The organism is Calothrix sp. CBUCES-K 9914, assembly GCF_059640475.1.
Genome location: NZ_JBXXZH010000155.1, coordinates 1 through 22,951, shown reverse-complemented (window position 1 = coordinate 22,951; position 22,951 = coordinate 1). Strand labels below are relative to the sequence as shown.

Below are 22,951 nucleotides of genomic sequence, written 5' to 3'. Positions count from 1 at the left end.
GTATTTACCACGGTGTTATTTTAATGTGGAAGCTGGTAAGTTATTTTTGCCAGCCTGCACTAGTAATATTGCCCAAGCCGGATTATTTTTGAGTACCCAATATAACTTAGATTCGGTTCCTGATTTACAGATTTACGCTGGTTCAGTTTTATGGGTGCCTCCTGCATACGCACGCGACTGTTCAGGATTTACGATTGCTCCAAGTCTATTGCGTGCTAAAAATCGTGGAAGTGTTAGCCTGCGGTCTGAAAACCCATTATTACCACCCGTTATAAAAATGAACTACCTTCAATATGAATCAGATAAATTAGCCTTACTTGCGGGGGTTAAAATTGCACGTGAACTAGTTAGTTCAAATGAATTTGACGATTTTAGAGGCTCAGAAGTTGCACCAGGTACTAATGTTTATAGTGATGAAGCTTTGTTAGCATATATAACTGAAGTGTGCGAGACTGTTTATCATCCTGTTGGTACATGTAAGATGGGTGTTGATTCAGACGCGGTTGTAGATCCCGAACTGCGCGTATATGGAGTAGATGGGTTGCGTGTCATTGATGCATCAATTATGCCGAATATTACTACGGGAAATACGAATGCACCCACAATTATGATTGGCGAAAAAGGCGCCGATTTAATTAAAGCCTCAAGTAGTGTTTAACGACAAGTCTTTCAAAAATGTGTGTAAAAAATTAGATGACATTGAGCCTGCATTAAAGCTAACTTTTCTCTATCTAGGGAGTAAACACCATGATTTTTCGTAGTACAGAAGCGAATATCTCCATCCCTGAACAGCCCCTACCAGAAATTGTCTTGCAACGAGCGGTAGAATTTGCTGATAAACCAGCGATGATTGACGGGCTAACTGGTCGAACGATAACTTATAACTCACTAAGGGACTCAATTAACAAAGTCGCTGCTGGTTTTGCTGCGCGCGGTTTGTCTAAGGGGGATGTAGTTGCTATTTATAGTCCTAACTGTTTGGAATATGTAATTGCTTTTCAAGCAATTGCTAGTTTAGGCGGGGTTAGCAGCACGGTAAATCCATCTTATACAGCTAGCGAACTTGCATATCAACTAAATGATGCTGGTGCGAAATTTTTGTTAACAGCACCGGAACAGCTAGAACGCGGATTAGAGGCCGCTAGTCAGTCAAAAGTTGAATCAGTATTTGTGTTTGGTAACGCTCTTGGTGCAATCCCATTTTCTGTACTTTTAGAAGATTGTGACGACTTACCTTTGGTAGAAATTAATCCAAAAGAGGACGCGGTTGCTTTGCCCTATTCTAGTGGCACAACTGGTTTGCCTAAAGGTGTTATACTGACACACTATAATCTAGTAGCCAATATATACCAAATTTTAAACCGCGAGTTGATAAGTTCAGCAGATACAATTATTGCTGTTCTCCCATTCTTTCATATCTACGGACTGCAAATTTTCTTAAACTATAGCCTTTATTGCGGCGCCACCATAGTTGTAATGCCGCAATTTGATTTAGAGACTTTTTTAAGACTAGTACACAAGTATAAAATTACGCGCGCGCATTTAGTACCTCCGATAATATTAGCCTTAGCAAAACAACCAATAGTAGATAAATACGACCTTTCTAGCTTAAAGATAATTATTAGTGCAGCGGCGCCACTAGGTAACGAATTGACAAAAGAATGCGAACAGCGTTTAAATTGTGTCATCAAGCAAGCCTACGGTTTGACAGAAACCAGCCCAATGACGCATATCAACCCTGACGAACGTGAAAAAATCAAACCCGGTTCTGTTGGTCGCTGCATCAGAAATACTGAATGTCAAATTGTAGATATTGAAACAGGGAAACTCAAGGGTTTCCACGAGCAAGGGGAGCTATGGAGTCGCGGACCACAAGTGATGAAAGGGTATTTAAATAACCCCGAAGCGACTGCAAAAGTAATTGATGCCGATGGTTGGTTTCACACTGGTGATATAGCTTATGCAGATGAAGATGGTTATTTTTACATAGTTGACCGCATTAAAGAGTTAATTAAATACAACGGATATCCAATTGCACCAGCAGAACTAGAGGCTGTATTGTTATCCCATCCAGCAATAGCTGATGCTGCTGTAATCCCCAGTCCCCATCCAAGTTCGGGTGAAGTTCCCAAGGGTTTTGTTGTTCTCACTAGCGTTGCTACTACGTCAGAAATTATGCAATTTGTTGCAGGACTTGTGGCGCCGCACAAAAGAATTCATCGGTTGGAAATTGTCGATAAAATCCCCAAATCAGCTTCTGGTAAAATTTTGCGTCGGCTTTTAGTGCAACAAGAAAGAGCAAATGTAGGGGAAAAACCACAAGAACCTCAATTGACCCATAATTTGCAGTTAGTTCAGCAATTAGCATCTTCTGACGAAACAAAACGTCAAGAGCTTCTGATTAATTACATTAGAGAAAAAGTTGTCAAAGTTTTAGGGTTAGATGAGTCCCAACATCTAAATTTACAAAAGCCACTCAATGAAATGGGTTTAAATTCTCTAAGCAATATCGACCTGAAAAACCAGATTGATACCGAAATTGGTGTAAACTTACCTATAGAAAATTTGCTGGCAGGGTCAAATATTCATCAATTGGTAGATATATTGCTGGAGCAATTAACAACAAATAGCACTGCAGCTACTACTAATATCATAGATTTAGAAGGTGAGGTGATTTTAGACTCGGCAATTTATCCAGAGCATAATGATGACTTATTTATTGCCGAACCAACAGCCATTTTTCTTACAGGAGCCACAGGATTTTTAGGAGCTTTTTTACTGCAAGAACTTCTACAACAGACTAATGCTGATATTTATTGCTTAGTTCGTGCGTCCGATAAAGATTCTGCTCAAGTCAAAGTGCAAAAAAACTTAGAATCATATGGTATTTGGCAGGATGCTTTTCGTAGCAGAATTATTACAGTTTTAGGCGATTTATCAAAATTTCAGTTAGGTCTGTCAACCGAATATTTTCATCATATTGCGAGTATAATTGATGTAATTTATCATAGTGCAGCTTGGCTAAATTATGTTTATCCCTACGAGGCTTTAAAGCCAAGCAATGTTTTGGGAACGCAAGAAATTTTTAGATTGGCAAGTGTTGGTAAAGTTAAACCAGTACATCATATTTCTACCATTGCTGTTTTTGAGTCATCTTTTTATTTGGGAAAAACAGTTAACGAATCAGACCCACTTGCTCATAGCTCTGGAATGAAACTTTCTTATTCTCAAAGTAAATGGGTTGCAGAAAAATTAGCTACTATTGCACGCGCGCGAGGTATTCCCGTTTCTATTTACAGACCACCTTTCATTTCCGGTCATAGTCAAACAGGTGCTTGGTATACAGACGATGTTATTTGTCGAATGATTAAAGGTTGTATCCAAATGGGAAGTATGACTAGTTTAACTGACGTTTTGGATTTATCTCCTGTTGATTATGTCAGCAAAAGCATTGTTTATTTATCAAGACAAAGCGGAGCTTCTGGTAAATCTTTCCATTTAAACAATCCTCAACCTATTTCTTGGAAGAAGCTCACTGATTTTATTCGTTCTTTGGGCTACAAGATTGAATATACTTCTTATCAAGATTGGCAGTCACTGGTTAGTAACCAAGCTCGTTCACAATCAAATCCTTTATATCCTCTTTTGCCTTTCTTTCTCAAAAATTCGAGTGAGCATCAACAAGCTAGAGAGGTGAAAATTAGCTGTGAAGCAACGCAGACCGCATTGGCAGAAAGTTCCATTATCTGTCCAGAGGTAGATGCTAAATTGCTGAATACTTATTTTGGCTACTTTATTCGTAGCGGTTTTTTAGATGCGAAAAGGTAAATTACACGTAGGTTAGGCGTCTCACCTGACAAGAGCGCACAGGCGGGACGCCTATGCTACGCCGAAATAGAGGTAATTTTAGATACTTTGCCAGTACTACCATCCATTTCTACCAAGTCACCATCTTTTAACCACCGGGTAACACCAGGAACAGAAGTAATTGCAGGAATACCTAACTCGCGCGAAACAATTGCTGCATGAGACAATAAACTTCCGCATTCTACTAACAAACCGACAGCGAAAGGAAAAAGTAAAATCCATCCTGGGTCTGTACGTTCGGCAACGAGTATTGTATCTGGAGGAAATAAATTTTTATTTTCAGAGCTTAAAACTTGTTTGGGGTCTTTTATTACTCGCGCGCGACCGCGTACTATACCACCAGAACAGCCAATACCTTGTTTTTGCGCTACTGAGTCTGACTGTATAGTTTTCGTAGGCATAACAAACGAGTTACCTTGATAAATAATGCCACGAGTTTCAAAACGTGAATCAGGAGGCGCCATTTCTTTATATTTAGCAAATTCAGCTTGACGCACACTCACCAACCCTTTTAAATTTGTGCAGGTAGCTGTACCTTCAATAAATCCTAATATTTCCGAAACTTCTAAATAAAAAATATCTTGTGGTGATGTTAATAAGTCAAGAGCGTAAAAACGTTTTCCCAATTCTACAAATACAAGTCTTGCTCTCCCAAAAACACGGGTACGCTCAAACCGTAAATTTTCACGCTCCCGCACCCTGATACGAGTATTCTTCAATACCCAGTTATATATTAACTTTCGCAAAGGATAATTTTTGAATACTTCGTTTACTTGTTGTTCTGCTTTACAACGGTTATTGGGTGTGTTTAGTTGTGGTAACATTGCTAATTGTCCAATAGCTCGTAATAAAGGTAAAGGTTGGTCATGTAACGTTGGACTCTCTAATTTTAACTCTTCTAAACAGCGGTCGCCAAATTTTTCTAGATATTCTTGATATTGTGCTTGAAATGGTAGTGGTTGCATTTCCTTGAGGATTTCATCTAAGGAACCCTCACACAGTAGTTTGACGAAGAAAACATTTTCCCTCACGGAATTAGCCATTTTCTGCATTCGTTCAGCAGGTTCGGTGCTAATAATCTTACCTTCGCCGCTAATTAAATCGTTTTGCAAACTATTTAACTGACCATCGCACCATTTCTCTGTCAGGCGCCTTAGCACTCCATAAAAAATCATTGCAAAGAAATCGTTGATAAGAGGAGCATCCCAACGACTAAGTAATTGTCCTTCAATTTTACGGTAATATGCCGCTAATTCATCAGCACGCCAATCTGCTAAATTTGATTTTGATAAATACAATGCATTCTCTAACCTTGAGTAAAATTTTTGAATTCGTTTAGGTAATAGTATATAATTAGTCACTAAACCAGCAAACGTTTTCAACAGGCGCCAACTATCTTGTAACTTATCGTGCCAAGTTGCAGCTTGCAATTCACTAACAATATTATCTGGTAAAGATTCTTTTACACCCATCATCTGCTCCATAAAACCGCGATTTAATTTAAATCCTGGCAACAGAGCTAATACTCGATACCAACTTAACAAATTGTAATAAACACGTCCCCTAATTAACCCAATCATCCGAGCAAATGTATTATGATGATGCGCGATTGCAGTTTGGGGAACTCCCATGAAATAGCAAAACTGACGGTATACTTCTTCATAAGCCTTACGCGCGAAGCTAAATGTTAAAGGTGTAGTAACTCCATTGTAACTTTCGGCAATATTGCTGTTATCCCACAAATTTAATAATCCATCTGGGTCGGGAAGTTGAGCCAAAGTTGTGATGGGACGAGATTGTAGTATATATAGTTGTTTATCTTCAATTGCCCACTCAATATCTTGGGGACAAGCAAAATGTTTACCTAACTGACGCACTAAGGTTGTTATTTGGATAATTTGTTCATTTTCCAGCAGTTGTTCTGTAGCTTGATGCTGAATATTTCCTTTTATATCTATATAATATGTATCGGCGTTACTTTCACCTGATACTAAAGAAGTAGGCAAACCAGAAACGGCGTTAACAACTGCAATAGTACGTCTACCAGTCACAGGGTCGGCGCCGAAAGCTACACCTGATACACTTGGGTTAACCATACGCTGAATTAAAACAGCAGGAGGAGAAGGTGTTAAAGGTAAATTATGTTGACGACGATAAGTGAGAACCCGTTGACTAAAAGCAGAACGCCAAACCTCTATTATTTTATTGGGAACATCTTCTGCAACAACGTTTAAAAAACTATCTAATTGTCCAGCAAACGAATACTGTACACCATCTTCATCAATACAAGAGGAACGTACCGCTACTAATTCGTCGTTAGAACACAATTCTTTAACAGCTTGCTGAATTTGCTGTTTAACTGTTGGATGTAATTTAATATTAAAAAGCAATTTGTTAATTAATACTTCATTTTGTGATTCCCAGTGAGAATGCTGTTCAGTTGTAAGGCTATCTGACCAAGCTTGAAGTGAAAGTGCAAACCCTTGAGGAATCAAAAAACCATTACGTTGTAAATCGAAAAGAGTTTTGGCTTTGGCGCCTATTAAAGAATCTATCTCTGTAGATTTAGGATAAATAATATAACCCATATTTATATAAATTGTCAAAAATTTGATCAACATCAAGACGAGTTTATAATTTCTAAAAATATCTCTTTCTTTTCTTTCTTAGCGTCCTTTGCGCCTTTGCGGTTTAATATAAAAAATAATGTTGATGTAACGAACCGCAAAGTACGCAAAGGAAAGAAGAGAATAAAAATTTCACAAATGACTTAGGATTGGTATAACTCCCAAACTGAGGTAAACAAACAAAGTCCACAGTCCAGACATAGTATCAATTAAATTTGCCCACTTACCCACAGGTTGGTGCCCAAACACCCATCCTACTCCTACTGCACAAAATAATAATGTCACCACTACAAAGCTAACAAGAGTTACTTCTTGAATTTGATACGCAGCAAACCAAGTAGCAAGCGTCCCTAAACCAAGTGCTAACAACCAAGCGCTAACCGCATTTTTGTACCCCCACAAACTACTATAAGTTTCCACGCCAAACTCTTCATCGTCAGGCGCCCTAATTTTCCGCCCAATTTCAATTACCATACCGTTAAAAAAGCTCGCTACCAAAAACCATAAACCGTTCAATGGAAATGTGGCTCCAGTAACTAACCAATCGCAGGCAGTACCGTAAAAGTTAATGAGAGGCATAATTAGCATATGACTCAGCATGTAAATTAAAGGATGAGCTTTCAACCACTTGGCTACAAAAAATTCTTGACTCATTAACCCGATATAAAGCCAAACTCCACTTAGCACCAACGCTAACAAAGGTGATAAGTAAAAACTGAAGCTGAACTGAATTATAGCACCAAAGATGCTTACCCAACCCAATTCATCTAAAGTAATTATTCCTCTAGGAACTGGGCGATAGGGACGGTAACGCGCGTCTTCGGCAAAATCTTTAAATTCATCTGCTATCCGCAGTTGTAGAAAGAAAATAAAAATACTGATAAAGGCAACTAATAATGAAGATAAATGTGGTAGACTGCCATCACCATGTAACAAACGAGAATAGCCGACCGCAGAACTACTAAACACTGCGATTAATAGACTGTTTTTAATTACAGGGAAACGTTCTTTTTGATAAATCCACCATCGACTTTGTTTTAAAAGCATTTATTCATTCCCTTCTAACCTAGCCATAACAAACACTAAAGCTTCCGAAATTTCCTCATCTTTCCAACCTTGCGCGCGTAGTCTGCTGGTAATTTGACTTTCACTCCAACCTTGCTTAATACCTTTTTCAATATAATGAATTAGAGAAATGTCTTGAGCTGTTAGTGAAATATTCTGTTGACTGGGTGTATCGCTGATAATTTCCGGTGAATCATATGGTACAATAGTTCGGTGTAACATACTTTCAGCAACCTTGAATACTACCCAACCAACAAACCAGCAAAGAGGAATCCAAACTATCAAGCTAATTCCCGCAGTACAAATGACTGATATTTGAAAGATTTGCCATGCAGGCTGAAAACCACCAGACACTAAAGCCAAAGAAAGAAATGTAGTAGGGATACCTAATAAAAGTTGTGTCAATTGTCTCATTTTTGCTGCTTCCTATAATTTGTTATCTAAAATATTTTCCCAATAACGTATGAAAGCAATCATTAATGCCATATAAAAAGGAATAGCAAATGCAACCTCAATAGGTATATTCAAAACAGGCATAAATACACCTGTATAATAATGTTGAGCGCTTGCACTATATACCCTAAAGCCATTTCTAATAAATATTGCTTCAATTGGTACAGCTAAAGAGGTGGTAATACTCAATGCAATTAAAAATCTGTAAATCAAAGGAAAATGGCTAAAGAATTTCCCTACCAAAATCGCCGTTATTCCAATTACTAAAATCCAAATTCCGAGAGTGAAAAAACTGATATCATGAAAAATGTATGACCATCGGGGAAAATTTTCATTTGTCGCCATCGGCTCAACCATAACTTCAAACAAGAAAATGCCCGCACAAGCAATTGCAATATCGCGAAACCACTTTATATGCTTTAAAGGAACTAATGGCACATCATCAATCACAAAGCTCCAGTACTTATAGAAGCTAATAATTAAACCTGTAAAAACAGGTACATAGTAGAATACTTCTATTGGTACTCTAAAAAGAGAAACACCAGATAAAACTTTATAAACTTCTGGAGAGTAACTGCGTAAGTTTATATTAACAGTCCAAATTTCTAAAGGAACAATTAAAAATGTCAAGCTTCCCAAATAAATTATAAATCTTTGCGTCTCTTTAATGTGCGGAAGCAACTTATCCAGTACCAAAACAGTAGTCAAAATCAAAGTCGTCCAACCAATTGTTAAAATCCAGCTAACATCATGATATAAGTAAGCCCACTCTCCCATTCTATGATTATTCCACATTGGCGCCGTAAACATTTCAAAAATAAACACGCCTACAGCCATAACACCAAAACGTTGCCAAATTTTATCTTTAATTTTTGGCAAGAAAAACATACTTACTGCAAACCCCAAACCAATAAATAATTCAAACAAGATTATTGGCAAAGTTGGAGTCTTGTCAAAATTACATGTTGCAAATATTGGCGCCAAAGAAAAATCTAAAATCATAGTTTTACTTTCCTACTTTACTTTCCACCAGAAATAACTTCTTTTTGTCGGTACTGCGAATCTTTTATTTTGCATCCACCCCATTTAGACTGGCAAAATTCTGGTAGAGTAGTTAACCTATCCCAGATTTTCCAAAGTGGTTCTTGCAAAATATTGCCAAACTTAGCATGATTAAAATCGCAGGACATAATATCCCCGTAAGGAGAAGTGTAAAAGTAGCTAGTACCACAGGAGCAACCAACACTTCGGTAGCTGCTAAAATAAGCAAAGAAAACAACACCTGGATAACTATTGTCTAAATTATATTTTTTAGCTGAATTAATCATCGACTCAACCCAATCTTGATTATCAACTAAATCTAAACGTTCCTGATATCTTCCACTGGGTAGCGCATCAAATACCAGAATTTCATGAATTCCTATTTGTTTTCCTAACTCCACAATTCTATCTAATTCTCCATCTTCATAAGACTCTGGAGTCATAGTAGTAGAAATTCCACAAGAAAACCCTAACTGTTTTGCTTTGCGTATTCCTTGAATAGCTTTATCAAACAAACCCGGCTTTTGGCGAAACTTATCGTGTTTATCTGCTGTCGCCGCATCAATACTAATATAAATGCTATCCAACCCAGCTTTTTTTAACTCTGCTGCTCGCTCAAACAAATTCCATCCGTTAGTAAATAAAATAGTCGTAGCAAGACTTGTATTCACAGAGCTAATAATTTCGGGTAAATCCTCTCGCATCAAAGGCTCACCACCAACAAAATTAATGACAGAAACGCCTAAATCTTGAGCATCTTGAATGAGTTTCTTTGACTGCTCAAGAGTCAAAACTTTTCTATTCGCTTCCTCAACAGCCGAAAAGAAACTGCAATGCTCGCAAGTCGCATTACAAATATCATTCACGGCAAAACTCATCATATTTGGTAAATTCTTATTTTGAATTGTCCGATATAAAGCCCTAGAAATAAAGTTTGCCGAAGGCTTACTGAACAAAGCTGGTGTTGATAAGGAAAAAACTGGATAACCGTGTCTGAAATGGATAACTTTATTGTGATTCAGGTAGATTTGATAAAGAATTGTTACAAAATCTGTACTATAATTAAGTGCCCTTGTTGCAGTAAACCACTTTAGACGTAGATTCGTTAGTAAAGAGTTCATAAGATTACCTGGTATGCGGGAAACCCATACCTTTAAGGTATGGGAGGAAAGCGACTCAACAGGAGAATATTTTTACTTTACTTTATCAAATTGTAACAAAATTAACTTGAAATAATGATTGATTTTTTAAATAAACAAAACTCAGTTGCTGGTTGATAAGTTTACCTCAATGCCCGTCCTCTAAGAATTTTAGCAAAATACAGTATTAATCTTGCTAAGACTTGCCCAGGTTTTATCACCAACGGCGCCATCAGTAGTTAAACCCGCGCGCTGTTGTAAAGCTATTACAGCGGTTTCAGTTCCAGCACCAAAGTCACCGTCAATTATGCTTTTATAATAACCATCAAGGGACATGCGTTCTTGAATAGCCATTACTAAATCACCTTGACTACCTTTTTTGAGAACTGGTAAACCAACAGGCACCCCTTTGTACAAAGATTTCCAGGTAGTATCACCAACAATACCATTATGTGGGAGAAACATTTGGCTTTGAAATAGTTTCACAGCATCGGTTGTAAGAACGCCAAATACACCATCGATAACTTCTTCGCCAGGAAACACACAGGCGCCTTTATTATCTAGATATACAAACACATGATATTGGAATAATAATTTTTGTAGTTCTTTAACAGTTTCACCTTTGGCACCTTGCCTAAGAACAGGTTTAATAATTGTAGTTGTCATAACAGTTAGTCTGGTGGTTAAATATATTGAAATATATATCTATAATCAAATTCGATTTATTGAATTCCCGACTTTTTCAAAAATCGGGAATATAAGTAAGTGTTTAGGGTAAACATTCAGCTTCTTTGATTTGACTCAATTCTATCCAAGTACTATTACCTATAATTCCATCGACATCTGAACGATTACGTCTTTGTAAAGATTTAACTGCTTCTTCTGTAGCTATACCAAAATCACCGTCAATAATACCTTGATAATCACCACTTATAATTAATCGTAACTGAACGCGCGATACCAGTTCACCTTTACTACCTATTTTCAAAACAGGTAAACCAACAGGCGCCTTTCTAATCAATGCTTGCCAAGTAATATTACCTACAACACCATCGACTGTAAGAAAAACTTGCCGTTGAAATGCTTTGACTGTATCTTCTGTATCATCACCAAAATCACCATCGATTAAAACTTCAGGAAGACCAAAGATACAAGCTAAAGCAAAAGCGCCATAATCATACAACAGTTTTTGTAGTTCCCTAACACTGGCGCCACGGTCGCCTTTTTTCAGCGCAGGTCTGTTAACACCGACTGGAGGTAAGTTGCTTGCAGAAGTCATTTTTCTTATTCCTTATATGTAGATAAATATTTAATTGGAGACTGTGCTTACAGGTAGTTAATACAATCTATGACCGTAGTATTTCGGATGGTGCTTACAGATTTTGTTGACTCTAAAGGAATTCCAAACAAAAAATATCCAAAATTCTCTTGTGGAATGGGCATCCTTGCCCGTTTCACTCTTATAGCCAATTTAATTTTTGGAAGTCTCTAAGAGGACTGAAAACGTTACGATTGGTAAGTAGCAGAGAACCAGAGCGATATTGCAAATTATGACTGCCCAAGTAGCTTACAAATCCTTAATTACAATTGCCCAACAAACCCGTTTGGCAGCGCTAAAGTTAGCAGTACTTTCCACAGAACAACGTAACCAAGCTATTGAAACTATTGCTTTTGCCTTAGAATCAGCGCACGATGAAATAATCAAAGCAAATATTGCTGACTGTGAAGCTGCGGTCGCTGATGGTATTGCGAAACCGCTTTATAAAAGGTTGCAGTTAGACGAACATAAATTAAGAGATGCAATTACAGGGGTACGCGATGTTGGTAAGCTTGCTGACCCCGTAGGACATATACAAATTCATCGCGAACTTGATACAGGGTTAATTCTGAAGCGAGTAACTTGTCCATTAGGAGTTTTGGGAATTATTTTTGAAGCACGTCCTGAAGCTGCAATCCAAATCGTCTCACTTGCAATCAAATCAGGCAACGGTGTTATTCTCAAGTGTGGTAAAGAAGCAGTACGTTCGTGCGAAGCTATAGTGAAAGCAATAAAACAAGGGTTAGCACAAACTGCTGTAAACCCCGATGCAGTGCAGCTACTAACAACGCGCGAAGAAACACTAGAACTACTCAAGTTAGATAAATATGTAGATTTAATTATTCCGCGCGGTTCTAATTCATTTGTACGATTCGTTCAAGAAAATACTCGCATTCCCGTACTTGGACATGCGGATGGTGTTTGTCATATATATATAGATTCTTCAGCAGATATCGAAAAAGCTATTACCATCGCTGTAGACGCGAAAACTCACTATCCTGCCGCATGTAACGCAATCGAAACAATGCTAGTTCATACTGAAGTGGTGCCAATTTTTTTACCTCAAGTCGCAGCAGCATTACAGAATATGGGTGTTGAGTTACGTGGAGACAACCTAACTCGTGAAATCTTACCTAATATAGCTGCACCTAGTGACTGGCAAACAGAATACAGCGATTTAATTCTAGCTATAAAAATTGTAAATAACTTGGAAGAAGCAATTGAGCATATCAATAACTACGGTTCCAAGCATACAGATGCAATTATCACCGAAGACCCCAACGCCGCATCCACTTTCCTAGCTTTAGTAAATGCCGCAGGTGTATATCATAACTGTTCCACCCGCTTCGCCGATGGTTTCCGCTATGGATTCGGCGCCGAAGTTGGTATCAGCACACAACAAATGCCTCCGCGCGGGCCTGTTGGTTTAGAAGGTTTAGTAACCTACAAATACCAAATGACTGGTAATGGTCATATTGCTGCTGATTATACAGGCGCCAGTGCCAAACCTTTCACACACCGCGATTTAAATAAAACACTTGGCAACGGATGATGAACGGATGTAACGGATAGTTGGTGTGGCATAAGCCACCTTACAATGCTATACTCTAATTAGACACACATCTAATTAGAGTATTATGCTTAACCAGCAATTTGACATGTCGCTCGAACACGTCGAGGATGAAGTTTGGGCTACGAAAGTCCTTAGTAACTATATATTGGTTGATAAAACAAGTGCATTACCACGTTTGAAAGATATTCCAGCGACTCGTAAGAAGCGTTTGGTAATTTTAAAATGGCTAGTAAGTCATTTTGAGCAAGGTATAAATTATCCAGAAGCCAAGGTCAACGAAATTCTTAAGCAATTTCATCCTGATTGTGCTACGCTACGACGCGAAATGATAGGTTACAATTTGATGCAAAGGGAATCTGGTATTTACTGGCGCCTTGTTTGAACGTAGGGTGCGTGAAAGCTATTATAAACATCAGCAAAAACAAAAAGTATTGTAGCTTTCACGCACCATCTATTTTTTAGAATTTATCCTCAAAAATAAACACCTCATATACAATACAAGTAAAATGCATCTCTAATAAAAAAGATTCTATAAAAAGTAAAGTAACTAATATTGATGAAAGTAAAATTATAGTAGTTATACAAGAGATAGAGAGTTGGTATTTAGCGGGACTTGATGATAATGCTTGTAAATTACTTGGTATCAAACCTATAGGTAGTAGTACAGATTTGGTGACTAAAGAAGATTTTAATAGACTTATACCTAAAAGTTTTCAAGCTTCGAGAATCGATTTTATGGTCGAAATATTGAATTTGTTTAACGTCGATATTGCAAAACAAAAAAACTATTCTCTCAAATATTTTTGTGACAAGTACTTACAAGAATAAACCTCTCTTACTCTTAACCCTGTGCCTCTGTGGTCATAATATGTACTACTAAAATTAATAACAAGCTTAATTTTCACTTTATCTGTTGGATGATGTTGCGTTACCTCACATCTTGAACCAACGTATTAATACTTAGCACTTATATTTTTAATAAACACATATTTTTGTCAACAACACGAAAAATAAGCCTTTTTAGCCTGCGTAGGCAGAGAGAAGTTGGCGGTGTCGGCTTCCGTCCCGCCAAACTTCGGGGCTTTGTTCGTATAGTCTCACCCAAGCGCGGGTGTAGGTGCAACATATAAGTTAGGACGGGCAAGGATGCCCGTTCCACAATTACAATCCACAAGAAGATAGATTTTATTGACCTAGGTAAGCTTTTAGGACTTCTTGGTTGTTTTGAATTTCTTCGGGAGTACCACAAGCTAGGTTGCGTCCTTCGGCAAGAACCCATACGCGGTCACATAGGGACATGACGACATCCATGTTGTGTTCGATAATTAGGAATGTCATGCCTTGTTTGTTCCATACAGTAATGCGTTCGCAAATTTCTCTGATTAAAGTTGGGTTAACGCCTGCTGCTGGTTCATCGAGTAAAATTAATTTGGGATTTGTCATTAACGCGCGTCCTATTTCTAGTAGTTTGCGCTGTCCACCAGATAAACCACCTGCATAGTCATAGGCTTTACGCGCTAATCCTACTGATTCTAAGATTAACATTGCGTGTTCGCGGATTTCTTTTTCTTCCTTGACGATGACATGAGGTTGAAATTGCACTTGCCAGAAGTTTTCACCTGTTTGCTTTTGCGCTCCCAACATTATATTTTCTAATACAGTTAGACGCGAAAGCGCGCGCGCTACTTGAAAGGTTCGCACGAGTCCTTGAAGTGCTATTTTATACGGTTGTAGTTGTTGTATCGGTTCACCATCAAATATAACTTTACCTTTATCGGGACGAATAAAGTTTGAGAGCAAGTTGAATAAAGTGGTTTTGCCGGCGCCGTTTGGACCTATTAACCCAGTAATACTACCTTTGGCGACTTGAATTTCGGCGTTATCAACAGCTTTAATACCACCGAAGCTTTTACAAATTCCACTGGCAGCGAGTAAGGGGAGTTCGGCGTTGGATTTAATATTACTATTTGCCAAGGGTGAGTTCCTCCTTTTTACCTAAGATACCTTGCGGACGAGAAATCATCAGTACCATCAAAATTACACCGATGAACATGATACGAAAGGCGCCTAAGCGTGCGGCATCAAGGGGAATTACTCTAGGTAAAAACTCTCGTGTTAACGCATCGTACCCAAAGAAAATTACAGCACCAAGTAAAGTACCAACATTATTTCCCGAACCGCCGAGAATTACCATAATCCAAGTATCAAATGTTAGCTGCGGTTGGAAGTTGTCTGGGTATATTGCACTAAGTTGCCATGCAAAAAAAGCACCTGCTATCCCAGCAATGGCGCCACCAATCATAAATGATTGTAATTTGTACCAAAATACGTTTTTACCCAATGCTTTTGGAATTTCCTCGTCTTCGCGGATAGCTTTGAGTACCCGTCCCCAAGGTGAACGTACTAATATTTCTAGGCGCCAGAATACAAACGCGAGTATTACAAGCAGTACCAGCATCAATCCAGCTTTCGGATTATAGTTATATAGTCCAATAACCCCAGAAATATAAATAGCAATCGAAAGAAAACCTAAAAGGGCACCGATGATAGCGCGCGATATAAAATCTTCTTGGCTACTTCCTCGCTTTGGTTCCGAGCTTTTAGGTTGAACAAAAACTATCCATCGATACAACTGCCACACTGCAAGAGCAAACAACAGCGTCAAAACCCCAATCATTATAATCTTTGTAAACAAATTCGGCGCCAGACCGATAAAGGGAATAGGGTAACTTTGTACACCAAAAGCACCAGATTGCCAAGTATTTCCTACAGGTAACTCTTGATTGTTAACAACTAAACGTATTACTTCCCCTACACCAATCGTTACAATCGATAAATAATCTTCTCGTAACCGCAACGTCGAAAAGCCAATAATTAAACCCAATACTGCCGAAACGACGGCGCCAATTAACATCGCAACGAACAAAGGTACGCCTTTCAGGGTTAATAAAACTGTTGTATAGGCTCCTAAAGTCATGAAAGCTACATGACCAAAGTTGACTAAGCCAGTGTAACCCCACTGCAAATTTAGTCCTAAAGCAAACAATCCAAATGTTGCCGTTGATATGGCTAAAAAAATTAAATATTCAACCATTAGTATTCAACCATTAGATATTACACGTAAATAGTTAATGGTTAATAGTTAATTGTTTCTTAGCAAATAGTCAAGTGTAAGAGTATTAATTTTGTGTTAGAAGCGTTTCATGGGCAAGATTGTTAGTCAATAGTATTTTTCGGGAATACTAAAAAAGGCTACAGACAAGGGTTGACAGAATGGATGAATTGCGCTCAAAACTTAATCAATTAGTCGAAGAGTTGGAAGAAGAGGAACTACAGCAGATTTGGAATGTAGTTTATGCTCTGCACTGTGACTTCAGGATGCTTGACGCAATACAACAAGTAAAGCGTTATCAGCAACCGTGGGATACACTAACCCACGAAGAAGCAGTGCGGTACTTAACTATGACGTAATGTATGCTTCAATGGAGGGGAAAGGAAAAGGTGACAATTGAAGTACGCTACGCACGGTCGTTTCTATTTGATTTAAGACGTTTGCAGCCTGCTATTTACCAAATTGTATACAATGTGGCGTTTGTAGAGTTTCCTCAAAAAGGACAACTGCATAACTTGCCGCAGTTACGACAAATCGATGGCGAAGGCATATATTATAGGTTTAGCCTAGATAAATACATCATTGGAATTGAGTTACGGGGTGAAATAGTTAAGTTTCTGCGAGTTATACCTATGCCAGATGTTAAGGGTGAGCAGATGGCCTAAGACTTAAAACTATATAAGGTTGAATGGGGATAATTGAGTCCTTACCTTAAACTTGTTCTTGATAAAACTTACTTGAGATTTCCCTATGGACGCTACGACACTTTGGCAGCGATACCAGGAATGGTTATATTACCACGAAGGATTGGGGTTTTACCTCGATATCAGTCGGATGCGCTTTGATAATGCGTTCGTAGAGGCGTTGCAACCAAAGTTCGAGAAGGCTTTCGCTTCGATGGCGGAACTTGAAAAGGGCGCTATTGCAAACCCTGACGAAGACCGCATGGTTGGACACTACTGGCTGCGAAATCCTGATTTGGCGCCTACTCCCGAACTTACACAAGAGATTGTTAGCTCAATCGAGCAAATCGAAGTTTTTGCCGAAAAAGTTCACACAGGTGGAATTCATCCTCCCAAAGCCGCGCGCTTTACCGATATTATCTCTATTGGTATCGGTGGTTCTGCACTTGGCCCCGAATTTGTTGCATCCGCTCTTGCCCCTGATTTTCCCCCTTTAGCAATTCATTTTATCGATAATACAGACCCTGCTGGCATCGACAAAATTCTCACGCATTTACGTAATAAATTATCCAGTACATTAGTTTTAGTTATATCTAAATCTGGTGGTACACCTGAACCGCGTAACGGCATGTTGGAAGTAAGAAAAGCTTATGCGGGACAAAATTTAGATTTTGCGAATTACGCCGTTGCTATTACCATGCCTGGTAGTAAGCTTGACGACCAAGCCAAGTCAGAAAATTGGCTAATGCGCTTCCCCATGTATGATTGGGTGGGTGGACGCACTTCGGAACTATCTACCGTTGGGTTAGTACCTGCTGCACTTCAAGGCATTGATATTAAAGAAATGCTCTCTGGCGCCAAAGAAATGGACGATGCAACGCGCGTTGCCGATATCAAGAAAAATCCCGCTGCAATGCTGGCTTTAGCGTGGTATTACGCAGGTAACGGTAAGGGTGAGAAGGATATGGTCGTCCTACCTTACAAAGACAGTTTGCTGCTATTTAGTCGCTACTTGCAGCAACTCGTCATGGAGTCTTTAGGAAAAGAAAAAGACCTTGACGGTAATGTTGTTCATCAGGGTATTGCCGTATACGGAAACAAAGGTTCAACCGACCAACACGCTTACGTTCAACAGTTGCGTGAAGGTGTGCCAAACTTCTTCCTTACTTTCATTGAAGTATTGAAAGACCGTGAGGGAGCATCTCCTGAACTCGAACCAGGTATTACCTCTGGTGACTACCTTTCTGGTTTCCTCCAAGGTTCGCGCCAAGCATTGTACGAAAATCATCGTGACTCGATTACCGTTACAATTCCTGAAGTTAACCCCCGTATTGTCGGCGCCTTAATTGCATTATATGACCGAACGGTTGGTTACTATGCCAGTCTAGTAAATATAAACGCTTACCATCAACCGGGTGTAGAAGCAGGTAAAAAAGCAGCCGCAGTAATTTTGGACTTACAAACAAAAGTCATTAACGTATTGCAAAGCGAAAAAGCACCTCTAACACTAGCGCAAATTGCAGACAAAGCAGGCGCCAGTGACAAAATTGAGTCGATATACATTATCTTGCGGCATATTTCGGCTAATAATCGCGGCATAGTTCTCTCTGGTAACTTAGGCGAACCCAGCAGTTTGACTGTATCTATGGGCTGAAGTTTGTAAAACACATATCACATCTGGTCAACATTTGTCTTTTTTGCAACATTTTTTCATAGCTGAACATCTAAGATAAAAGAACACAGTCAGTTCTGAAGATGTTCAGCTTTTTTACTAGCTATAATTTATACAGTGGTAGAAAATCCAAAAAATTATTAATAGGTATTTAACATGAATAAAGTTAGAGGAATTACAATTCGCCATCTTGAGTCAATCAAAGGGGGAATGGCGCAATTCTTCACCCCGCAAGCGAGCAACGAAACCATGCTCGTACAAGTTCCACCTCATGCTGTGGATGATTTGTTCGTACATAAATCGCAAACCGACCAATTATTAGTTGTCAAAGGCGAATTCATTTTAGTTACACTCATCGACAAAAAATATCAGTATATTCCCTTAAGCGAAAAACAACCAGCTGTAGTAATAATTCCACCTGGAGTATTACACGGTGCCATCAATTTTAGTTCGGAAGCGTGTGTAGTTGTGAATGCAGTATTACGTCATCGCCCTGTGCAACCATTAGATTACGTAACGCGCGGTAGACCATTTCCTTACGATTTAGAAGCCGCAAAATCTGCATTAGATAACTTAAAGCTAATTAGCAATATCGAAATCAATACCGAGGCGCCAATAGCCTAATTAAAACTCAGTTGTTGTGGAACGGGCATCCCTGCCCGTTGTATATAGTACAGGGAAAATTATTATGACCGAATCAGCACAAAAACCGCGCGCTCGACGTGGCAGAATCTTTCCTGAACGCACCTTATTACCAGAAGAACTTGCGAAACGTAGAGCCGAAAACGAAGCTTATCATAAGCGCTGTTCCGCTATTTTTGACAGAGTACGTCCTGAATTAATAGAGCAATACTATGGTTGGTATATCGCAGTAGAACCCGATAGCGGTGAGTACCTAATTGATCAAAATCTAGAATTAGCACATACTAGAGCTACCCAAAAGTACCCCAATACTCGCCACTGCGTTTTTCGTCTTTCGGAGACAGGCGCCGTTGGTAGAATATAGTACATACTGCTGCTAATTAAAAATATTACTTTGCTTGATAACAGTATTTAAAAAATTATTACTGAGTAATAATCTTAAAAAAACTACAATATATAAGATATTATAGTCCAAAAGCTAAGAAAATTATGACTGAATCTGTACAAAAACCGCACGCCAGACGTGGCAGAATTTTCCCTGAAATTCAAATACCGCCTGAAGAAATAGCTCGGCGTGACGCGGAAAGAGAAGCGTTTAGCAAGCGTTGTAGAGAAATTTTTAAAAAATTATTGCCTGAGCTAATAGATAAATACTATGGCTGGTATATTGCTATTGAACCAGATAGTGGCGATTACTTCATTGATAAAGATAAAGAAACTGCTAGTTTAAAAGCCCGTCAAAAGCACCCTAATGTTATTCACCATATGTTTGGTATCAATGAAACTGGAGTTTCTGGCAGGATATGATTCAGGGAACTTTTGACTTAGAGGGGCATTTATTTTTTGAAATTGACTTGATTACAAGTAATGGATTAAACTTACCTGAAAACGCAATGTTAGATACTGGGTTTACAGGCTTTTTAGCTATAAATAAGCAAGATTTGGATGGTCTTGACTGGATTTTCTTACGCCAAGATGAGTTACAAACTGCACAAGGAATAGATTCGTTTGATATTTATTTAGGCAAAATATTGTTAGATGAGCAAGAATATGACATCCCTGTATTTGCAGGAAATGGGATTACAGATGTTTTACTTGGTTCTGAATGGTTAAAAATTTTACCATTCGCTGTCAACTACCAAGCAGGTATACTGACTTTAGGAGAATGATTAGTTAACTACTAAATCGCGAAGATAGTAAAACCTATCACGGCGCCAGTCTTCGCCTTTAATTCGTCCTAAATAACCAGCGAGTGGTGAGGCAAGTTCAACTAAGATTTCGTGTAGTTCTCGTGGTTGAATTTTAATTGATGCTCCAGTAACAAAACCATGTAGCCCATCAACACTTGCACGTTCGTAGCCTGTATTTTCCAGATATTTTTTGACAAGCTCGACTAACTGCGCTCTCTGTTTAATATCTTGATTGACTTTATCTATATATTTATTAACTTTATCATCAGCTATACCAAATGGCGCTTGTTGCAAACAGTCTTTAAGTTCTAATAAATTAATTGAGTTTTTATGACTGGCTTGTAACTCAACTAATTTTTGTAATGTTTCTGGTGTAATTACGTTCATATTATTTTCAGTTGCTGTTCTTTTTGCAAAGGTATTTAGCTCACCTGCTGCTACAATCAATTTAACCGCGCGTTCATACTGCGTTTTACCCAAGTGGTTTATACCTATTTTCAGAAGTTGTGCAGGCGTACTATCAGGTACTTTTTCTGATTTAGTTGCTTTGCACTCACCGACTACTGGGTATGGATATTCGCAGTAAAAGTCCATTCCTCCGGCGCCACCAGTTCCTTCAGGGTTAAGTCTAGAACCAGTAAAACCCAGTTTTAACAAGCTTTTACGAACAAGTTTCTCAAAAGTGTTTCCATCGCTTGAGTTACCAACGGAAGTAATTTTACGTATCCAGCTTAAATCTATATCATCGGATGCTGCTTTTAATAGGCGCCTCCAACCTAAGAATATTTGAATATCTTGTTCTAATTGCTTCGCAGCAGGGTTTATAATGCGTGTTAAGGCGCCTTCTAATTCCTCTAATTCTTGGTGTAATGGTGATTGACGCTTTTCGAGTTGCTGCTTACGGATAGCAAAAGTATTATCACTCAACACAGAGTTTGCTTCAGAAGCAGTGAGTGAGTTAGGTAAACCAATGAATTTTCCCAACTTTTCCTTTTGACCGAGATTAGCAGATACATCTTGAGGTTGAGATAGCTGATAAACACGTAGGTATGCGAAGAAAATGTGCTGACGCTGTTGGAGTATCTCTTGTAATGCTTCTTTTGCCCAGATAGTTAGCTTTGAGAAAACATCTAAAGGTGCAGTGTTATCAAGGATTTCACAAAACTCGCAACGTGCCCAGGCTTTTACTTGTACTGTCTCATCAACTAATAGAGGAAGTTGCAACTGTTCGGTTTGTGCTACTAAGCTGAGTTGCCGAGGTTGAAGTAAAACACCTTGGTGAGTTACGGCAGTGTTAGCCACAGGTAAGAAACTCGCGCGGTAGTACTTCTCATAAGGGAGTTGACTTTGTATATCTACTGGATAAAGAGCAAACGTTTGTCCCGGACGAAGAAACATTCGGGGTAAAGCTGCAATTAGGCGCCCTTGAATTAAAGCTTCAACATCAGGGGTAGGTAGACACAAAGCCGTTTGAATAGAAAATATCTGACCCATATTTATTTCAATACTAATTCAGGTTCAAGGCTTTCAGATGAATTAGAACCAGCTTGGGGAATCCGCATTGGTAATTCATCGTCAGTCAGGTTATCAGGCTCTTGTCCCGATGGGTCACTCAAAATTTCACGAATAAGGGGGTTATCAATAGCTAGTTTTTTCTTGTTGATAAAATCAAAAATTAGTTCTTGAGTCAGTTCGTAATTTTCGCCCTTGAAAACAAAAAAGATGGCAATAAGTGGTTTAATATCTTCACTTCGTAGTTTAACCCACTCACCGCCTTGATGTTTCAAAAGCACTTCCAAACGCTGTCTTGCTACGGTTGCTCCTAAACTAATTTGCTTTGAACGCACTAAACAACCACGAGTCAAATCAAATTTTTTGTAATTTATCAGTCGCTTTAACGCTGCCCCAATATATGCTCCACCTGCTTGCTGAACAACATCTACTCCAATTTTGATCTTTTGATTATTACCTATTATTTTAAAATCTATAAAATCCTTATCTGCTGAACTAGTGCAGGCTGGCAAAAATAACTTACCAGCTTCCACATTAAAATAATACCGTGGTAAATACTAATAAATATCGACCATTACTACAACTATCAAACATTATATTTAATAATTAAATCTTATTTAACAAAATCATCTTGCAATACATAATTATTAAACAATATATAATAACTAAAGCGGATGGCGCGTTTTTTCATACGTGCCGACGCTGCGGGCGCCTGTTAAAAAAGTGGTTTTTTGTAAAAGAAAAACAATGGTAGTTTTGGCTGATATGCTCAAGCAATCAAACAAGAGTAAGTAGAAATAGGTTATTTTTGCGCTTCAAAAATAACTAATTTATTCGGAATAGAATATTGAGTCTATAAGTCTGTTAATTGAAGCACCATAACTCTCAAAAATTTATCACTAAATTTTTAAATTTTATACTAAGTTTTATCTTTATTTAAGATTGCTCTTTCATAGGATAACCTAAAAATTTCCAGACAAATGGCTTTGCTAATGTACGATTAAAATAGTCAACAAAACTTAAAATTTGTTTCTTTAAGTCCAATTTAGAAGTAAAA

General features: G+C 38.4%; 21 protein-coding genes and 1 pseudogene. 11 read left to right on the top strand and 11 right to left on the bottom strand.

Features of this window, described 5'->3' with window-relative positions; translation table 11 throughout:
- Both AC2JBO_RS28435 and AC2JBO_RS28430 read left to right on the top strand, forming a co-directional pair.
- Positions 1 to 658, top strand: a 658-nt coding sequence (locus tag AC2JBO_RS28435) for a GMC family oxidoreductase (RefSeq protein WP_496956985.1), incomplete at its 5' end; no start/stop codon positions are given.
- A gap of 89 nt (positions 659 to 747) precedes the next feature.
- The gene (locus AC2JBO_RS28430; protein ID WP_496956984.1) at positions 748 to 3,828 is read left to right on the top strand and encodes a thioester reductase domain-containing protein; all 3,081 of its coding nucleotides are present in this window, start codon (positions 748 to 750) and stop codon (positions 3,826 to 3,828) included.
- Positions 3,829 to 3,884: 56 nt separating this feature from the next.
- On the opposite strand, the gene AC2JBO_RS28425 is transcribed toward AC2JBO_RS28430, so the two are convergent.
- From AC2JBO_RS28425 to AC2JBO_RS28395, 7 genes are all read right to left on the bottom strand, one after another.
- Positions 3,885 to 6,455: a PEP/pyruvate-binding domain-containing protein gene (locus tag AC2JBO_RS28425; protein WP_496956983.1), complete on the bottom strand. Its 2,571-nt coding sequence runs from the start codon at positions 6,453 to 6,455 to the stop codon at positions 3,885 to 3,887.
- Between the two features lie 171 nt (positions 6,456 to 6,626).
- Positions 6,627 to 7,541, bottom strand: coding sequence for a UbiA family prenyltransferase (locus AC2JBO_RS28420; RefSeq protein ID WP_496956982.1), 915 nt, complete (start codon positions 7,539 to 7,541; stop codon positions 6,627 to 6,629).
- Positions 7,542 to 7,973, bottom strand: coding sequence for a hypothetical protein (locus AC2JBO_RS28415; protein WP_496956981.1), 432 nt, complete (start codon positions 7,971 to 7,973; stop codon positions 7,542 to 7,544).
- Between the two features lie 12 nt (positions 7,974 to 7,985).
- On the bottom strand, positions 7,986 to 9,014 hold the full coding sequence (locus AC2JBO_RS28410) for a hypothetical protein (protein WP_496956980.1): 1,029 nt from the start codon (positions 9,012 to 9,014) through the stop codon (positions 7,986 to 7,988).
- Between the two features lie 17 nt (positions 9,015 to 9,031).
- Entirely contained in the window at positions 9,032 to 10,174 is a 1,143-nt protein-coding gene (locus AC2JBO_RS28405) for a radical SAM/SPASM domain-containing protein (RefSeq protein WP_496956979.1), read from the bottom strand.
- A gap of 189 nt (positions 10,175 to 10,363) precedes the next feature.
- The gene (locus AC2JBO_RS28400; protein WP_496956978.1) at positions 10,364 to 10,858 is read right to left on the bottom strand and encodes a peptidoglycan-binding domain-containing protein; all 495 of its coding nucleotides are present in this window, start codon (positions 10,856 to 10,858) and stop codon (positions 10,364 to 10,366) included.
- Between the two features lie 103 nt (positions 10,859 to 10,961).
- A complete protein-coding gene (locus AC2JBO_RS28395; protein WP_496956977.1) occupies positions 10,962 to 11,471 on the bottom strand; it encodes a peptidoglycan-binding domain-containing protein in 510 nt (169 codons plus the stop codon).
- 271 nt (positions 11,472 to 11,742) lie between these two features.
- Here AC2JBO_RS28395 and AC2JBO_RS28390 point away from each other — a divergent pair, with 271 nt between their 5' ends.
- Entirely contained in the window at positions 11,743 to 13,062 is a 1,320-nt protein-coding gene (locus AC2JBO_RS28390; RefSeq protein WP_496956976.1) for a glutamate-5-semialdehyde dehydrogenase, read from the top strand.
- Positions 13,063 to 13,147: 85 nt separating this feature from the next.
- Complete coding sequence (locus tag AC2JBO_RS28385; protein ID WP_496956975.1) at positions 13,148 to 13,465, top strand: DUF2087 domain-containing protein; 318 nt, start codon at positions 13,148 to 13,150, stop codon at positions 13,463 to 13,465.
- An 803-nt stretch (positions 13,466 to 14,268) separates the two neighbouring features.
- Here AC2JBO_RS28385 and AC2JBO_RS28380 read toward each other — a convergent pair.
- On the bottom strand, positions 14,269 to 15,057 hold the full coding sequence (locus tag AC2JBO_RS28380) for an ABC transporter ATP-binding protein (RefSeq protein WP_496956974.1): 789 nt from the start codon (positions 15,055 to 15,057) through the stop codon (positions 14,269 to 14,271).
- Entirely contained in the window at positions 15,047 to 16,177 is a 1,131-nt protein-coding gene (locus tag AC2JBO_RS28375; protein ID WP_496956973.1) for a branched-chain amino acid ABC transporter permease, read from the bottom strand. Before AC2JBO_RS28375 ends, AC2JBO_RS28380 begins: the two co-directional genes overlap by 11 nt.
- A 179-nt stretch (positions 16,178 to 16,356) precedes the next feature.
- On the opposite strand from AC2JBO_RS28375, the gene AC2JBO_RS28370 reads away from it, so the two are divergent.
- The 7 genes from AC2JBO_RS28370 to AC2JBO_RS28340 all read left to right on the top strand — a co-directional run bounded on the left by AC2JBO_RS28370 (position 16,357) and on the right by AC2JBO_RS28340 (position 20,361).
- The gene (locus AC2JBO_RS28370; protein WP_496956972.1) at positions 16,357 to 16,554 is read left to right on the top strand and encodes a hypothetical protein; all 198 of its coding nucleotides are present in this window, start codon (positions 16,357 to 16,359) and stop codon (positions 16,552 to 16,554) included.
- A gap of 36 nt (positions 16,555 to 16,590) precedes the next feature.
- The gene (locus AC2JBO_RS28365) at positions 16,591 to 16,860 is read left to right on the top strand and encodes a cytotoxic translational repressor of toxin-antitoxin stability system (protein ID WP_496956986.1); all 270 of its coding nucleotides are present in this window, start codon (positions 16,591 to 16,593) and stop codon (positions 16,858 to 16,860) included.
- Between the two features lie 85 nt (positions 16,861 to 16,945).
- Complete coding sequence (locus tag AC2JBO_RS28360; RefSeq protein ID WP_496956971.1) at positions 16,946 to 18,532, top strand: glucose-6-phosphate isomerase; 1,587 nt, start codon at positions 16,946 to 16,948, stop codon at positions 18,530 to 18,532.
- Positions 18,533 to 18,706: 174 nt separating this feature from the next.
- A complete protein-coding gene (locus AC2JBO_RS28355) occupies positions 18,707 to 19,174 on the top strand; it encodes a cupin domain-containing protein (protein ID WP_496956970.1) in 468 nt (155 codons plus the stop codon).
- A gap of 64 nt (positions 19,175 to 19,238) precedes the next feature.
- Positions 19,239 to 19,556, top strand: coding sequence for a hypothetical protein (locus tag AC2JBO_RS28350; RefSeq protein ID WP_496956969.1), 318 nt, complete (start codon positions 19,239 to 19,241; stop codon positions 19,554 to 19,556).
- Between the two features lie 125 nt (positions 19,557 to 19,681).
- A complete protein-coding gene (locus AC2JBO_RS28345) occupies positions 19,682 to 19,999 on the top strand; it encodes a hypothetical protein (RefSeq protein ID WP_496956968.1) in 318 nt (105 codons plus the stop codon).
- On the top strand, positions 19,996 to 20,361 hold the full coding sequence (locus tag AC2JBO_RS28340; protein WP_496956967.1) for an aspartyl protease: 366 nt from the start codon (positions 19,996 to 19,998) through the stop codon (positions 20,359 to 20,361). The genes AC2JBO_RS28345 and AC2JBO_RS28340 overlap by 4 nt, the downstream gene beginning before the upstream one ends.
- On the opposite strand, the gene AC2JBO_RS28335 is transcribed toward AC2JBO_RS28340, so the two are convergent.
- Complete coding sequence (locus AC2JBO_RS28335; RefSeq protein ID WP_496956966.1) at positions 20,362 to 21,876, bottom strand: DUF1802 family protein; 1,515 nt, start codon at positions 21,874 to 21,876, stop codon at positions 20,362 to 20,364.
- 2 nt (positions 21,877 to 21,878) lie between these two features.
- Positions 21,879 to 22,391, bottom strand: a pseudogene (locus AC2JBO_RS28330) (hypothetical protein); the annotation flags it as partial.
- Positions 22,392 to 22,951: the final 560 nt, after the last annotated feature.